This is a genomic window from Paucidesulfovibrio longus DSM 6739 (assembly GCF_000420485.1).
Taxonomy (GTDB): Bacteria; Desulfobacterota; Desulfovibrionia; order Desulfovibrionales; family Desulfovibrionaceae; genus Paucidesulfovibrio; species Paucidesulfovibrio longus.
Genome location: NZ_ATVA01000012.1, coordinates 410,606 through 426,553 on the forward strand (window position 1 = coordinate 410,606; position 15,948 = coordinate 426,553).

The following is a 15,948-nucleotide window of genomic DNA, read 5'->3' on the forward strand; positions in this document are numbered from 1 at the left end:
GAGGGGGCTTAGCGGTAATAGGGCGTGGCCGCGGTGGCTCCGCTGCTCCGGGTGTCCAGCAGCGACGCCTCCAATTCCTTGAGCTGGGCTGCGGTCCGCGCGAGGGCGCGGTCGAGCTTTTCCAGCAGCTCGTCCACCTGCGCCTCGGTCACGATCAGCGGCGGGGCCACGAGAACGTGGTCGCCGTAGAGTCCGTTGATGGAACGGCGCGGGTAGATCAGCAGTCCGTCCGCAAAGGCGTTGTCCGTGAGCAGCATGGCCGTGTTCCATTCCGGGGGGAACGGCTCGCGGGTCTTGCGGTCGCGCACCAGCTCCAGGGCCGTGAGCAGCCCCAGGCCGCGCACCTCGCCGATGATGGCGTGGCGCTTTTCCAGCTTGCGCAGCCCGCGCATGAGGATTTCGCCCATGCGGGCGGCGTTTTCCGGCAGCCGCTCGTCCAGGAGCACGCCGAGCACCTCCAGCCCCACGGCGCAAGCCATGGGATTGCCCGCGTAGGTGTGGCCGTGGGCGAAACCGCCGCGCCGCACCACCACGTCCACGATCTCGTCCGTGGTCAGCACCGCGCCGAGCGGGTAGTAGCCGGAGGCGATGCCCTTGGACAGGGCCACCACGTCCGCCTCGATGCCCCAATGCTCGTAGGCGAAGAGCTTTCCGGTGCGGCCGAACCCGGTCATGACCTCGTCGAGGATCAGGAAGATGCCGTACTTGCGGCAGATGTGCTGGATGATGCCGAAATATTCGTCCGGCGGCACGAGCGCGCCCGTGCTGGCCCCGCCTACAGGCTCGACCACGAAGGCCGCGATGTTTTCCGGCCCCTGCTCGACCACGGTCTTTTCCAGCGCCCAGGCGCACTCCAGTTCGCAGTCCGGGTAGCGCTTGTGGTAGACGCAGCGGTAGCAGGTGGGCGAGGGGATCTTGGGATTCTCCTGGACCATGGGCTTGAAGGCCACTTCCAGCGGGGCATAGGAGGTCAGGGAAAGCGCGCCGAGCGTGGCTCCGTGGTAGGCGGGCACGCGGCTGATGAACTTGTAGCGCGAGCCCTCGCCCAGATTGAAGAAATACTGCCGACAGACCTTCATGGCCGACTCCACGGCCTCGGACCCGCCGGAAACGAAGAAGACGCGGTTCAGGTGCGGGGCCGAGTTGTGCACCAGGGCGCGCGCCAGCTCCTGCGAGGGAAAGCTGTCGAACTGGGTCCGGTAGGCGAAGAAGGTCTGGCGGGCCTGTCGCTCCACCGCGGCGATCACGCGCTGGTTGCCGTGGCCGATGTTGTTGACCACCGCCCCGGAACAGCCGTCCAGATAGCGCTTGCCGCGCGTATCCCACATGTAGAGCCCCTCGGCCCCGGCGATGACGGGCTGCTCCTTCTTGGTCTGGTAAAAGAGGTATTTTTCCTGGTCCGGATAGGCGGCCATCTCCGCGGGGTGGCGCTTGAAGAGGTCCGGCCTGCTTTCGTGAAAGCGGGCCAGCTTTTCCATCGGGGTCAGGCGGCCCATGGTCACCAGGGGAATGTTGTTGTTGTAGACGTAGGCGTGCCCCAGAAGCTTCTTTTCGATTTCCTCGGAAGAGGCGAAGGGCGAGGGGTAGGGCGCGCACGCGCCGGGATTGTCGTCCGACGGCTGGAACGGCTCCTCGGAGCGCGGCGGATAGGTCGTCTGCACGATGCCCAGCTCGCGGCAGGTCTCGGCAAAGGCGTGCGCTTCGCCTCCCTCGGAAACGAAGACCGGACTGGCCGAGGTCAGGGCGCGGCGAAGATGGAACGGGGCCGCGTCCGAAAGGTTGCGCAGGAACTGGGCCGCGCTTTCCGGCGAGCCGTCCGGGTGCGCCTCCATGAACAGCCAGCCCGAGGAGCGGTCCACCGCGATGAAGAGAATCTTATTGAACCGCTCGCACTGCACCTTCGGCAGGGTGCGGGCATGGACGCGCACGAAGCCGGGGAGATAGGTCTTGTATTTCCGGAGCACTTCCCGATGCTCGACCGGGTCCGGAACGAGGTCGGCCACGTGCTGAACCTGCCTGCGCCGCAGGAGGCGGTCCAGCGAGGAGCGCGAGCAGGAAGGCTGGATGAACATGCGCACCACGGTGAGCAGATCGTCCAGGGAAAGGATCATGGTGCGCCGGATTTCGACGATGAGGTTTTCCTGGTCCGGCGTGAAGGCCGTGCGCGAGGGCAGGGCCCGCCGGGTTTCCTCGTAGCCCTCGGCCCGTTTGCGCCATTTGCGCACGGTGGATTCGCTGAGGCTCAGCTCGCGGGCGAGTTCGGATACGGATTTTTGGGATTCCCGGATGTATTTGCGGATGGCTGGGGTGGTGGTATTTTTCCGAAATGTAAAACCCATGTGCGGCTCCGAAGGAGTAAATGCGCTTGTAGCGCTTCTGATGATTCCAATATGGCGGGAATCAATGTGGAGATTTCCGCTGTTCGTGGCTTTTTTTGGACTTTTGAGCATTGAATGCGTCCATGTCGCCACGATGACAGATTATGCAAGCCGACGTGCCGCACCCGGAAGCGGGTTTGGCAATAAAAATGAAATATATCAGATTAGTCCGTTTCATGCAAACCTGATTATGCGACATCCTTCCTGAATTTCATTCGTTTATACCGTGATGATTGGAGAAAACTGATCTCATTTCCGTGGAAATCGCGTTTCGAACTGAGGAATCAGAACATGCAGGAGGTGAAAACAACATATTATCATAACGAGAATTCAAAATTTGGATAAGTACCTTGACTTCATTCGGATTTTAAACTAGGAAAAGAACATCTCATTCACAAATATGTAAGTTGAGAAAGCCCGTCCCAAGGGCTGAAGAGATGTTTATTCCATGAATGAAAATTTGAAAGGAGGCTGGAGGCCCTGGGCGCTTCTGGCTCCGTCCCTCAGCGCGGTATTCTTCCTGCTCGTGGTTCCGGTCTGCTTCATCGTCGTCTACAGCTTCTGGCTGCGGGCTCCGTCCGGAGCGGACGTGGCGGCCTTCCAGTTCGGCAACTACGGCAAGCTCTTCCAGGACTTTTTCTACCCGTCGATCCTGCTGCGCACGATCCGGGTCAGCCTGGAGTGCGTGGCCCTCTGCCTGGTCATGGGCTACATCCCGGCCTATTTCTTCTACCGCACCCGGTCGAGGTTCAAGCCGTTCCTGATGCTCCTGATCATGCTGCCGTTCTGGATCAGCTTCATCATCCGCACGCTCTCCTGGATCAACATCCTCGGCGACACGGGCCTGATCAACTATCTCCTCGTCTCGTCCGGCATTCTTCAGGAGCCGCTGGGCATGCTCTACAACGAGGTCGCGGTGCTCATGGGCCTGATCCAGTACCTGCTGCCCTTCATGATCCTGAACATCTACGTGAGCCTCGAGGGCATCGACCAGAGCCTGCTGGAGGCGGCGCGCTCCATGGGCTGCACCGAGTGGCAGGCTTTCCGCGAGGTCACGCTTCCGCTCTCCCTGCCGGGAGTCAGCGCGGGCAGCCTGCTGGTCTTCGTGCTTTCGGCGGGAACCTACCTGCCGCCCATGATCCTCGGCGGCCCCGGCAACGAGATGATCGCCAACCTGATCTTCAAGCGGGTCATCGGCACCCTGGACTGGCCCTTCGGCTCGGCCATCAGCGTGATCCTGCTGCTGCTCGTGGGCTCCATCGTCTGGACCTACAACCGCTACCTGGGCATCAACCAGGTCTTCAAAGCCATGCAATAGGGCGGGTATTTCATGTTCAAGATTTCCGGCTGGTCCCTGATCCGCATCTATACGACCCTTGTGTACGTCTTCATGTTCGCGCCCATCGCCGTGGTCGTGATCCTCTCCTTCAACCCGCAGCAGTTCGGCTCCTTCCCCATGGACGGGTTCAGCCTGCGCTGGTACGCCAAGCTCGCCGGGAACGAGGACATCCTCCAGGCCTTCCGCAATTCCCTGGTCCTCGGCAGCCTCACGGCCATCTGCACCACGGCCGTGGCCATTCCCGCGGCCATGGCCTTCGTGCGCTACGAGTTCCCGGGCAAGAACAGCCTGAACACGCTGCTCCTCGCGCCGATCATGGTCCCGGAGGTCATCCTCGGCGTGGCCCTGCTGCTGTTCATGCGCTGGCTCCAGCAGCCCAAGAGCTTCGCCCTGCTGCTCATCGGCCACGTGGTCATCACCCTGCCGTACGTGCTCCTCGTGGTGCAGGCGCGGCTGGTGGGCATCCGCACGGACTACGAGGAAGCGGCGAAATCCCTGGGGGCCGGGCCGTTCCAGACCTTCCGCGAAATCACGCTCCCGCTGCTGATGCCGGCGATCCTGGCGGGTTCGCTGTTTTCCTTCACCATTTCCTTTGACGACATCACGGCGACGCTGTTCTGGGCCACGGCCCGGAGCCAGACCGTCCCCGTGAAGATATTCGGCATGCTTCGCAACTCCATCAGCCCGGAAATCAACGCCCTCGGTGCGGTGATGATCCTGCTCACCGTGGCCACGCCGCTTCTGGCGGGCTATCTGGCTCGTCGGTTCAGCAAGGGGAGTTGACGGCCGGGCATCGCCCGGAGAGGCAAAGCGGCGACGCCCGCCCGGCGGGCGCAACGCAATCCCGGTTGATCCGGGCCAACCCCAGAGGAGGAGAAACCATGACCAGAGAATGGAACAAGCGAGTGGACGAGGTCCAGGAACTGCATGAGGCCGGGGGGCTTTCCCGCCGCGACTTCATCCGCTTCGCAGGCATCGCGGGCGCCGCCCTGGGCCTTTGCGGCGGTCCCTTCGGGCTGGTGAGCGCGGCCATGGCCGCGAAATCCATCCGCTTCGACGGCTGGGGCGGCACCACTTCCGAGGCCTTCCGCAAATACGCCTTCGAACCGTTCAGCAAGGCCACCGGCATCGAGGTCATCGACGGCGAATTCGGCGACATGGATTCCTATCTCACCCGCGTGAAGGCTTCCTTCCCGCCGGGCGGCGAATTCAATCTGGCGCATCTTTCCGGCGTGTTCGACTACGCCCGCTACGTGGGCCTGGGCTACGAGTCCGTGCTGGACGAGTCCAAGATCCCCAACCTGGCCAACGTCATGACCGCCATGGTCGAGCCCTACCGCAAGATCACCCCCAAGGGGCTTTCCGCCGTGCCCTACGACCTGGGCCAGACCGGCATCGCCTACAACACGAACAAGATTTCCAAGGACAAGGCCGAGAAGCTCGGCGCGGGCCTGCTCTTCGACGAAAGCCTCAAGGGCAAGCTCGGCTCCTGGACCGACTGGCGCACGAACATCTGGTACGCGGCCCTGGCCACGGGACAGAATCCCAACGACATCGAGAATATGGACAAGGTCTGGTCCGCGCTCCGCAAGCAGCGCGACCTGATCAAGAAGTACTGGGGTTCCGGCGCGGAGCTGATGAGCCTTTTGGCCAACGAGGAGATCTACGCCACTCCGGCCTGGTCCGGACGCGTGGCCCATCTCCAGGACCAGGGCCATCCCATCGGCTTCCTCCAGCCCGAAGGCACCTATTCCTGGCAGGAGTGCATCTTCGTGCTCAAGGGCTCGGACGCGGACACCGCCCAGAAGCTCCTGAACTACATGCTCGCGCCCAAGGCCGCCGTGGCCGTGGCCGAAGCGCAGAAGTATCCGCCGTCCCTGGACCCGACCAAGGTCGAGATGCCGGAATCCGTGCGCAAGCTGCCCGCCTTCGATCCCACGGGCCAGCTCAAGGGCTACCTCTTCGGCGTGCCCGACTACTGGAACGGCCACCAGCTCGAATGGGCCGAGATGTGGGACCGGGTCATGGCCGGAGCGTAGCTCCCGGCCTCCGGGCCTGATTGAAACGTGAACGGCGGCGCGGTTTCGCGCAGAGCGGAACCGCGCCGCGACAAGCAAGCAAAGGACGAAGAAGTGGAAAACCTCAGCCCTGAAACCGCGCACCTGGAACAGAACGCCGCGCCGCACGCCGACCCGACAGCGGAACCCGCCGTCAGGCTTACGGGACTGATGAAGCGTTTCGGCAAGACCGTTGCCGTGCAGAAGACCGACCTGACCATCGAAACAGGGGAGCTGGTGACCCTGCTCGGTCCTTCCGGCTGCGGCAAGACCACCATCCTGCGGATGATCGCCGGGCTGGAAAAGCCCACCGAGGGCGACATCTACATCAAGGGCAGACGCGTCAACGACACGCCGATCCACAAGCGCAACCTGGGCATGATCTTTCAGAACTACGCGCTGTTTCCGCACAAGAATATTTTCGACAACGTGGCGTTCGGGCTCAAGTATCGCGGGGTTCCCCGCGAGGAGATGGCCGAAAAGGTCGTCCATGCCCTGGAAATGGTCCGCCTGCCCGGCGTGGAATCGCGGTTTCCCTCCCAGCTTTCCGGCGGCCAGCAGCAGCGCATCGCCCTGGCCCGCGCCATCGTCATCGAGCCCGACGTGCTGCTCATGGACGAGCCGCTTTCCGCCCTGGACGAGAAGCTGCGCGAGGAAATGCGCATGGAGATCGACAACATCCAGCGCACGCTGAACCTGACCACCCTGTTCGTGACCCACGACCAGCGCGAGGCCCTGTCCATGTCCAACAAGATCGTGGTCATGAAGAGCGGCAGAAAGCAGCAGGAAGGCACGCCAGAGGATGTCTACGACTATCCCGCCAACTATTTCGTGGCCGATTTCCTGGGCCACTCCAATTTCTACGACGCGCGCGTGCTGGAATCGCTCAAGGGCGACCTCGTGCGGGTGCGCACCGACGAGGGGCTGGAGTTCTTCGCCGAGCACCAGGGCGTCTGGAAGGAAGGGGAGCAGGTCCGGCTGGTGGTCCGCGCCCAGAAGATCAACGTGACCTCGCCCGACCTGGCCGAGGAGGAGCTGGAATCCACCGAGATCAACTGCTTCCCCGGACGCATCTACGACCGCAGCTACATGGGCGGCGAGACGAGCTATTTCGTGGAGCTGGAAAAAGGCGTGCGCGTGCACGTCATCAGCATGGTCCGGCGCAGACCGCACAAGATCGGCGACGAGGTGGTGCTGCACGTGCCCGCCCGCCATTGCGGCCTGCTCCGCAACGAAGACTGACCGGCGCATATTTTCACAGATCAGGCGCGCCGCACCGTTGACCGGGCCCAAGGGCCGGGGCAGTGCGGCGTTTCATGTGAGGGACGATGGACCTGACCCGCATCGAGGGCGTGTTTTCCGGGCGCTGGCCCGGAGGCATCCTGACCGTGGACTCCCACACCGCCGGGGAAGGCACCCGGCTCATCGTGGGCGGGCTGCCCCCGCTGCCCGGCGCGACCATGGCCGACAAGCGCGCGGCCTTCGAGGCCGCTCACGACGACGTGCGCCTGCTGCTGACCCGCGAGCCGCGCGGCCACCGCGACCTGCTCGCCGCCGCCGTGACCGAGCCCTGCACGCCCGGCGCGGACTTCGGGCTCATCTACATGGACGCCCGGCGCTATCCCTTTCTCTGCGGCCATGCCACCATCGGCGCCGTGACCACGCTCATCGAGTGCGGTGCGCTCCGGGTCCAGGCCGGGGACGAGGTCCGCATCATCGTGGACACTCCCTCCGGGCCCATGCCCTGCGCCGCGCGGATGCGGTCCGGCCGAGTCGCGTCCGTGGCCTTCCGTTCGGTGCCGTCCTTCGTCTGGGAGCGGGACGTGCCCCTCGACCTCTCCGGCATCGTGCTGCCGGGAGGAATCCGGCCCGGAGTGGTGCCCGTGGACCTGGTCTGCGTGGGCGGCTACTTCGTGATGATCGACGAGCGCGCCCTGGGCCTGGAATTGAGTCCGGAAATCAGCCGGGCGCTGATCGAGCCGGGCATGCGCATCATCGAGGAGGCCAATCGGCAGCTTGCGGTCCGCCATCCCCTGCGGTGCGAGGTGAACAGCGTGGACGTGGTCGAATTCCACGGTTCGAGGAAAACGCCGCATGGTTCCGTGGGCGTCAACGCCGTGGTCTACGGCGAGTCGCACCTGGACCGCTCGCCCTGCGGAACCGGAACCACGGCCAAGGTGGCGCTGCTGCATCGGCAGGGCAAGCTCGCATCGGGCCGGAAATTCCTGAACAACAGCTTTCTCGGCTCGACCTTCACGGGCATGGTCGTGGAGGAAAGCGAAATCTGCGGACTGCCCGCCGTGGTGGCGGAAATCGAAGGCAGCGCCCAGGTCACGGGCCTGCACCGCTTCGTGCTTGACGAATCCGACCCCTTCCCGCAAGGCTTTCTATTGTGATGCAACCCAACCTGATTCTCTACAACGGCGTCTTCCGTACCCAGGATTCCTCCCCTGTCGACGATTTTTATCCACGGCGGGACGGCGTTTCCCGGACCGGGGAGGCGCGTCCCCTGCCGACGGCCCTGGCCGTGGCCAACGGGCGCATCCTGGCCCTGGGGGACGACGACGAGGTGCGCGCCCTGGCCGGTCCGCAGACCCGGCTCTACGACATGCGCGGCAGGCTCGGCCTGCCGGGGTTCATGGATTCCCATTTCCATTTTTACGACTGGAGCCTGTTCAGCGATCTTTCCAAGGTGCGCAGCTTCGCGGGACTGGAACAGACCCTGGCCGAGGCCGCGGCGGACCGGACTCCGGACGCCTGGATCCTGGGCCAAGGCTTCAACGAGACGGACTGGCCCGACGGGCGCATGCCCGGCCGGGGCGACCTGGACCGCGCCGTGCCGGGACGGCCCGTGATCATCTGGCGCTGCGACCTGCACCTTGCCGTGGCCAGCAGCCGCGCCCTGGAGCTGGCCGGCGTGGATGCGAACACGCCCGATCCCGCGGGCGGGGTCATCGCCCGCGACGAGCGCGGCGCGCCCACCGGGGTGCTGCGCGAAAACGCCATCAATCTCGTGCGCGACGTCGTCCCCGCGCCCACGGATCAGGAACTGGCCACGGCCATGCTCGCGGCCCAGGCCCGGCTGCACGCGCTGGGCATCACCGGCCTGCACGACGTGCGGCTCTTCAACGAGGCCGCGGCCCCGCGCACCGTGCGCACGCTGGAGCAGCTCAACGCCGAGCGCCGCCTTAAGCTGCGCACGTGGACCAGCCTGCCGGGCGAATTGCTGGACGCCGCCGTGGGCATGGGCCTGCGCACGGGCTTCGGCAATTCCGTGCTGCGGCTCGGCCACGTCAAGTTCTTCACGGACGGGGGCATGGGCGCGCGCACGGCCTATCTTACGGGAAGCTATCTGGACGCCGGGCGCGGCCTGTTGCAGATGCCGCCCGATGAGATCGCCCGCAAGCTGCAACAGGCGGACGCGGCCGGGCTGGCCGTGATGCTGCACGCCGTGGGCGACGGCGCGGTGCGCCACGTCATCGAGGCCTTCGAGGCTCTGGAGCATTGGCGCGGCAGCCCGGAAGCCGCGCACCTGCCGCATCCCCGGCAGATGCACCGCGTGGACCACGCCCAGATGATCCAGCCCGAAGACCTGGCCCGGCTGGGCAAGCTGAACGTGGCCGTGGGCATGCAGCCCAGCAACATGGTGCTCGACTTCAATCTCATCGACCGTTGTCTCGGCCCGGAAGGGCGGCATACCTATGTCTTCCGCAGCATGCTCGACAGCGGGGTCTTGACGCTCTTCAATTCGGATTGCCCGGTGAGCGACCCGAACCCGCTCCTGGGCATCCACGCCCTGGTCACGCGGCAGCGGCCCGACGGCACGCCCGAAGGCGGCTGGCATCCCGAGGAACGCATCTCCGTGGCCGAGGCCGTGCGCGGCTACACGCGCTCGCCCGCTCAGGCCTACGGCTGCGGAAACGAGCTGGGCGTGCTGGCTCCGGGCCTGCGCGCGGACCTCTGCGTTCTGGATCGCGACATCTATTCGCTGCCGTCTGCGGAAATTGCGGAATCAAAGGTGGATTTGACGGTTTTCGCCGGGGAGCCCGTGTTCGAACGTCCAGGTTCCTGATCGGGTTCATATCAATGAAATGCTTGAGGTCGCGGGGTGTTGCTCGCGGCCTTTTTTAATGCCGGGCGATTCGGCCGGGCATGCCGCGTTCGGGCCGACCACCCGAAACGCGGCATGGTTAGAGTGTGTATGGCTGAAGCTATTGGTCCGGCCGACTCCGGTGCGGATCAGGCTGTCCCGCGCGGGGGGGCGTCGGTCTGCGTGTCCATGGTGCGGGCGACGTGGAAGTCGTGCCGGATCGGCAGCGAGCCTTCCACCAGGGTGGCCGAATATTCGGCCCGCACTTCCAGGGCCTGCACGAATGCGATGTGATCCAGGTTTTCGTCGAGCAGGGCGAGCTTGTCGCCCTTTTGGATTCCTTGGGCCGTGCCCAGCCCGAACACGACTTCCCATTCCTGGCCGCGCCGGGCGAGCTTGTAGATGGGGCCGATGCCCCGGCTGCGGAGTCGGGCTTCCTCCCGGCCGGTAACCATGAAGGACAGGGCCAGAAGCGCGACGCTCACGGGCAGGAGGCCCGCCGCGACCCACCAGGCCTTGATGCCCAGCAGGCGCAGGAACAGGGAGTGGAAGCTGGCCCGGTAGGACGCCTCGTCGGCGAATACGGTCAGGGAGAGGGATTCGGCGTTCTGTCCAGGCGGCACGAGCCGTTCGTGCACCCAGAAGATGCGCTGGCCCGGCAGGCAGTCCGGCTCCACGTCGATGTCCGCCCTCCAGATCGTGCCGACCACTTCCTGAAAGCGGAAGGTCAGACCCTGCGTGTCGCCGGAAACCTCCATCAGGATGTTCGGATCGTAGGCCGCGTCCGTGGGACCGCTTGCGGTCTGCCCTCCGAGCACGGGGTCTTCCAGCTTTCCGGAGGCGTGGACCACGTCTCCGGGCAGCGCGCTGAACTCCGTGCTGGAGGTCAGCAGCCGGGAAACCGTGGCGTCGAGCACTGCCGCGGCCAGGATCAGCATCAGCGGCACGGCCAGAAGATTGAGTTTGCGGCGGGCGTTCATGCCGGTTTCCGATCAGGCGTCGCGGGCGGCCTTGCGGGCCTCCCGACGGGTGCGCAGCGCTCTGGTGAGCAAGGCCCCGCAGGCCAGTCCAAGCACGCAGCTCATGAAGAACATCAGGTATGCCATGGTTCAGCTCCCGTTAGATGTTGTCGAGAATGCCGCTCTCTTCGCCGCGCGCCGGAGCCGGGTCGCGGAAGCGCCGCGCCAGGAGCACCCCCCCGATGAGCGTGGGCAGGAACATGGGCACGTAACACTTGATGAAGGTGGCCGAAAGATTGTCCGGCTCGAGGTAGGCCAGCCAAAGGCAGAAGGTCAGCTCCACCAGGAGCAGCACGTCCATGCCCAGGAGCACCAGCTTCTGCCGGGTGTTGAAGCCCATGCTGGCTTCCTCGATGGCCTTGAAATCGGGTCCGATCATCTTGTTTCTCCTGGCGTTGTTTCGTCCCTTGATTGCCCGCCCGGAGCGGGAGGTGCTCCGGGCGGGTCGGAAGGGGCGAGGACTACTTCTTGGACAAGTCCTGCTTGGAGACGTTCATGACCTTGATGGCGTGCTTGGCATTGCCCTTCACGTCGTAGGCGATGCGCAGGATGTCGCCCGGCTCGGGCGGAATGCCGATCTTGGCGGCTGCCAGGTCGAAGGAACTCTCGATGCCGGTGGGGTTGCCGTAGTTCTTGTTCTCCGGGGTCTTCACCAGGTCGAATTCCTCGATCACCAGCGTCTGGGCGTCGATGCTCACGCAGCGTCCCTGGGCCACTTCCCCGGCCAGCGCCGTGGTGGCGAAGGCGGCCAGGAGCAGCAGGGTGGTGATGGTGGCGATGGTCTTTTTCATTTCGCTATTCTCCTTCTCTCGGTGCCGTGGCTAGGACTGGCGCTGCTTCTTCTCGCGCAGCTCTTGAATCGCGCCCTGGATCATGATCTTGCAGATGTACAGGCAGATCAGGCCGATGGTGGACAGGATCAGCGTGGCGGAGGCCGCGTTATACTTGTACTGCTTGAGGATGATGGAGATCATGCAGCAGAGCACCGCGATGCCGAAGGCGATGCGGATGCCGTAGCCCTTGGAGTACTTGGTGGCCACGGTGCCGATCTGCGCGCCGATGGCTGCGCCGGTGAGCATCACGAACACGGCCACGATTTCGATGCGGCCCTTCATGGCGTAGGTGAACGCGCCGTAGAGACCGGAGATCATGACTTCGAAGAGGTCGGTGCCGACGGAGACGTGGGTCGGCGCGCCGATCAGGTAGACCAGGGCGGGCATGCGCAGCAGGCCGCCGCCGATGCCCAGGAAGCCCGCCAGGATGCCGGTCATCAGGCTGACGAGGATGGGCAGCCAGGCCGAGCAGGTGATGCCCGCGCGCTGGAAGTGCATCATGGGCGGGATGTTGATCTTGTGCAGGGTCTTGTACCAGGTGATGCCCTCGGTGCCGTGCTCGCCGACGATGCCCTTCTTCTTGTTGGAAACGGCCTTGGCGTAGTCGTAGAAGACCATGAAGGCGATCAGGGCCAGGAAGCCGACGTAGACCCAGCGCACGACCGACCCGACAATGCCGAGTCGTTCGAGCTGCATGACGATCTGCGCGCCTATTTCAATGCCCACCATGGTTCCCACGAGCATGACGATGCCGAGCTTGTAGTCCACGTTGCCGAACTTGGAGTGCCGAATCGTGGAGATCATGGACTTGCCCGCGATGTGGGCCATGTCCGTGCCGATGGCGAAGGCCATGGGGAAGCCGAGGATGTTCAGGCCGGGCGTGACCATCCACGCGCCGCCCATGCCGAAGAATCCGCCGATGACGCCCACCGAGAAGCCGATGAGCACCAGGCCGGGCCAGAATACTTTCACGCCCGCGATGGGCATGTACATGTACAGGAATTCCATCTCTCTTCTCCTTTGTTGGCGCGGTCTAGTGTTCGACGATCTTGCGCGAGGTCAGGTCGAGGCCCGTGCGGCTCATGACGAAGTCCATGAGAAAGCCCAGCAGGGCGCCGTACATGGCCGTGAGCACCGTGGCCCAGAGCGCGAAGAGCACGATGTTGGTATTGTAAAGGTCCGCGAAGTAGAGCATCCATCCGGAAAGCACGCGGGTGTCGGCCACGACAACCAGTTCGCTTGCTCCGCCGCCCGCGGCCAGCGCGAGCCCGGGCAGCAGGGCCAACCCCAGGAGCGTCGCCAGTGTGAGCATCGTCTTTTTCATCGTCTTCCTCCTTTTTCCGTTTCCGTTCTTCCGGACTTCGCCGCCCGTCCGCCGGGCGCAGTCCGGTTTGCGTGCATGTTCGTCGCAGAGAAGAGAGCAACCAGCGTGCCGAGTGCGCGATTTTCGGAAGGGCTTCCCGATTGCGATGAAAAGTCGGAAAAAGTCAGGTGTGATAATGATTGACAGCTATCGCGAAATATCATTTCTCGTATGCGTGATCGGGAAAAACCGTCGTGTTGGAGAGTGGAGGGAATTTCGCGATGAATCTTTTCTTCCGTGATTTCAAGCTCAAGAAAAAGAGAAACAATGGGCTGGCGTCTGCGCGAAGCTCGCTGCGCTCGAAATTGCTCCTGACGCTGATTCCCCTCGCGGTTTTCATCGTCATGGTCACGGGCGCGGCCACGTATTCCTTCTCGCGAATGTTCCTGGAAACGGCCCAGGAGCGGGCCTTGACGGTCACGGCCTACGGCATGGCCCGCGAGCTGGAGAGCGCGCTGGAAAGCACGCGGCGAAGTCTGCTCTACGCCGCGGCCGGACCGCTCGACGAAGCCAGCATGCGCGATTTCCTGAAAAGATCGAACCACAGCGGCCGGATTCCGTTTCGCGAATTCGCGCTCATTTCTCCCATTCCGGGGCAGTCCATCTTTCTCGTGACCAGCGGAAACGACGTTTTCCGCATCAGCATGCCGGAAATCCCCTCCGCCGAGATGCTCTTCCGCCACAGCGGATCCAACATGGCCCTGCGGCCGGGCGACGCCTCCCTCACGGGCATCGAAAAGGCGGAGTATGTCCTGCCCCTGGGCAACAGCACGCGCAACAAGGTCTTCTCCCGCGTGATCCGCATGGTCTCCCCGGCCGTGGACCACGACGGGGCCTACGTGATGTTGTCCATCGACGCCATTTCCCTGCGCAACATCCTCTCCAAGGCCAACTCGGCGCGCTCTCCGCTCTGGTCCACCTCGCCCGTGTCCGACGCGCGCTTCTGCTTCCTCTTCGACCTCAGCGGCTGGATGCTTTTCCAATCCAACAGCCCGGACGAACCCGAAGCTCCGCTGATGACCAGCCTCGCGCGCGCGGGCATGGACGGAACACTGGGACGGCCCGGCCATCCGGAAGCCTTTCAGCCCGCAGCCGGGGTCGGCAGGTTCTGGAACATGCTTTCCGAGGTGCAGAAGGGGCACTACGGCGTCCTGCCGGACACGGAAGGCTTCGTCTCGGGCATCGGCGGAGCCTCGCGCCATTCCCTGGCCTACTGGCCCGTGACCTTCCGGAACCGCTACGACGCCGCTCCGGGGATCTACGGCGGGCTGGCCTTCATGGACTATTCGAGCCTTTCCCTGCGTGCGGGCTACAAGCAGGTGGACGTCATCTTCGTCATCTCCCTGGCGGCCACGGCCCTGCTCTCGCTGGCGATCTTCCTGGTCAGCCGCACCCTGACCCGGCCCCTGCGCCTTCTGGCCCGGCGGGTCCACGCCCTGCGCGAAAGCGGCACGCTCGAGCCGCTGAACCTGCGCCTGGGCGACAGCGAGACGAGCGCCGTGGCCGAGGCCATCAACAGCCTCGTGGATACGGTCCGGCGGCAGATGGACGAGATCCGGGCCAAGGACGAAGCCATTCTCATGGCTTCGCTCCAGGAGCGCGCCTGCCTGGACGACATGCTCGACGACCTGCCGCCGGGCACGCTCAACCATGTCATCCCGGAAATATTCGGCACGGGGCCGCGCATCGAGAAGCTCAAGTCGGAAATCCTCAAGGCTTCCGGCGTTTCCGCCGACGTGCTTCTCGAAGGCGAAACAGGAACGGGCAAGCAGCTCACGGCCGAGGCCATCCACAAGCACAGCGCCCGTTCGGAAGGGCCGTTCATCTCCATCAACTGCGGCGAGCTGGACGAGAACCTGCTGCTCGACTCCCTGTTCGGCCACGTCCGGGGGGCCTTCACCGAAGCGCGCAGCGACCGCAACGGCGCATTCGTCGAGGCCAACGGCGGCACGCTGTTCCTGGACGAGATCCAGTCCGCCTCGCCCAAGGTGCAGCAGGCGCTCCTGCGCGCGCTGGCCATGCGCGTTGTCCGGCCCCTGGGCAGCGACAAGGAGGTGGATGTGGATGTGCGCATCGTGGCCGCGTCCAACGTGAATCTCAACGAGCTGTCCGAAGCCGGGAAGTTTCGCAGCGACCTCTACTACCGTCTGCGGGTCTTGATGATCCGCACCCCGGCCCTGCGCGACCACCGAGAGAACATCCCCCGGCTGGCCCGTCATTTCATGGACCATGCCCAGGCCCTGACCGGACGCGGCCGCGTGGACCTCAGCCGGGGGGCCATGGAACGGCTGATGAATTACGACTGGCCGGGCAACGTGCGGGAGCTGCAAAACTGCATGATCATGACCGTAACCATGTGCGAGGGCGACGTGATCCAGGCCGCGGACCTGCTTCTGGAAGGGGCCTCGTCCCGTCGGGCGGAGAACGCCCTGGTCTACCTGGGCGGCGGCTCTCCTCCGGAACAGGCGCAAGCGTCTCCGGGCGCGCCGTTCGTCGGCGGAGCCGGGCGCGAAACCGGCGTCGCTCCGGGCCAGGAACCGCCTGCCGCGCCTGCTTCGCCTGTTCCGCAAGCGCCGTCCCCGCCGGGCCAGGCCGCTGCGGGCGGTCAGGCCGAGGCCGATAACCTTCCTCCCGCAGGGCTGAACGTCCGGCAGCTCCGCGCCTGGGCGCGAATCCTGGCCGAGGGCGAGATCAGCCGCTCCCGCTACGAGGAGCTTGCGGGCGGGGACGTGTCCTCGCGCACGGCCATCAACGACTTGCAGGATCTGGTGGACAGGGGCGTCTTGCGCAAGGTCGGGCGCGGCCCGGCCACCCGCTACGTGGTCGCGTCCGGCAGACGCGGCAGGGCTTGATCCCTTCGGGAGGCGGC

13 protein-coding genes are annotated in these 15,948 nt (G+C 64.7%); 7 read left to right on the forward strand and 6 right to left on the reverse strand.

Features of this window, described 5'->3' with window-relative positions:
- Nucleotides 1-8: 8 nt before the first annotated feature.
- Entirely contained in the window at nucleotides 9-2,339 is a 2,331-nt protein-coding gene (locus G452_RS21075) for an aminotransferase class III-fold pyridoxal phosphate-dependent enzyme (RefSeq protein ID WP_022661469.1), read from the reverse strand.
- Between the two features lie 487 nt (nucleotides 2,340-2,826).
- On the opposite strand from G452_RS21075, the gene G452_RS0106560 reads away from it, so the two are divergent.
- The 6 genes from G452_RS0106560 to G452_RS0106585 all read left to right on the forward strand — a co-directional run bounded on the left by G452_RS0106560 (nucleotide 2,827) and on the right by G452_RS0106585 (nucleotide 9,846).
- A complete protein-coding gene (locus G452_RS0106560; protein WP_022661470.1) occupies nucleotides 2,827-3,696 on the forward strand; it encodes an ABC transporter permease in 870 nt (289 codons plus the stop codon).
- Between the two features lie 12 nt (nucleotides 3,697-3,708).
- Entirely contained in the window at nucleotides 3,709-4,500 is a 792-nt protein-coding gene (locus tag G452_RS0106565) for an ABC transporter permease (RefSeq protein ID WP_022661471.1), read from the forward strand.
- A gap of 98 nt (nucleotides 4,501-4,598) precedes the next feature.
- The gene (locus G452_RS0106570) at nucleotides 4,599-5,756 is read left to right on the forward strand and encodes an ABC transporter substrate-binding protein (RefSeq protein ID WP_022661472.1); all 1,158 of its coding nucleotides are present in this window, start codon (nucleotides 4,599-4,601) and stop codon (nucleotides 5,754-5,756) included.
- Between the two features lie 93 nt (nucleotides 5,757-5,849).
- A complete protein-coding gene (locus tag G452_RS0106575; RefSeq protein WP_211213486.1) occupies nucleotides 5,850-7,016 on the forward strand; it encodes an ABC transporter ATP-binding protein in 1,167 nt (388 codons plus the stop codon).
- Between the two features lie 86 nt (nucleotides 7,017-7,102).
- Entirely contained in the window at nucleotides 7,103-8,170 is a 1,068-nt protein-coding gene (locus G452_RS0106580; RefSeq protein WP_022661474.1) for a proline racemase family protein, read from the forward strand.
- The gene (locus G452_RS0106585) at nucleotides 8,170-9,846 is read left to right on the forward strand and encodes an amidohydrolase (RefSeq protein WP_022661475.1); all 1,677 of its coding nucleotides are present in this window, start codon (nucleotides 8,170-8,172) and stop codon (nucleotides 9,844-9,846) included. Before G452_RS0106580 ends, G452_RS0106585 begins: the two co-directional genes overlap by 1 nt.
- 167 nt (nucleotides 9,847-10,013) lie before the next feature.
- On the opposite strand, the gene G452_RS18430 is transcribed toward G452_RS0106585, so the two are convergent.
- From G452_RS18430 to G452_RS0106615, 5 genes are all read right to left on the reverse strand, one after another.
- Nucleotides 10,014-10,844: a hypothetical protein gene (locus G452_RS18430; RefSeq protein ID WP_022661476.1), complete on the reverse strand. Its 831-nt coding sequence runs from the start codon at nucleotides 10,842-10,844 to the stop codon at nucleotides 10,014-10,016.
- Between the two features lie 139 nt (nucleotides 10,845-10,983).
- Nucleotides 10,984-11,262, reverse strand: coding sequence for a hypothetical protein (locus G452_RS0106600; RefSeq protein ID WP_022661478.1), 279 nt, complete (start codon nucleotides 11,260-11,262; stop codon nucleotides 10,984-10,986).
- Between the two features lie 82 nt (nucleotides 11,263-11,344).
- On the reverse strand, nucleotides 11,345-11,674 hold the full coding sequence (locus G452_RS0106605; protein WP_022661479.1) for a hypothetical protein: 330 nt from the start codon (nucleotides 11,672-11,674) through the stop codon (nucleotides 11,345-11,347).
- Nucleotides 11,675-11,704: 30 nt separating this feature from the next.
- Nucleotides 11,705-12,724 (reverse strand): sulfite exporter TauE/SafE family protein, encoded by a 1,020-nt coding sequence (locus G452_RS0106610; protein WP_022661480.1) that lies wholly within the window; start codon nucleotides 12,722-12,724, stop codon nucleotides 11,705-11,707.
- Nucleotides 12,725-12,749: 25 nt separating this feature from the next.
- On the reverse strand, nucleotides 12,750-13,040 hold the full coding sequence (locus G452_RS0106615) for a DVU0150 family protein (RefSeq protein ID WP_022661481.1): 291 nt from the start codon (nucleotides 13,038-13,040) through the stop codon (nucleotides 12,750-12,752).
- Between the two features lie 260 nt (nucleotides 13,041-13,300).
- Between G452_RS0106615 and G452_RS18435 the strand changes: the two genes are divergently transcribed.
- Entirely contained in the window at nucleotides 13,301-15,931 is a 2,631-nt protein-coding gene (locus G452_RS18435) for a sigma-54-dependent transcriptional regulator (protein WP_022661482.1), read from the forward strand.
- The last annotated feature ends 17 nt before the right edge of the window (nucleotides 15,932-15,948 follow it).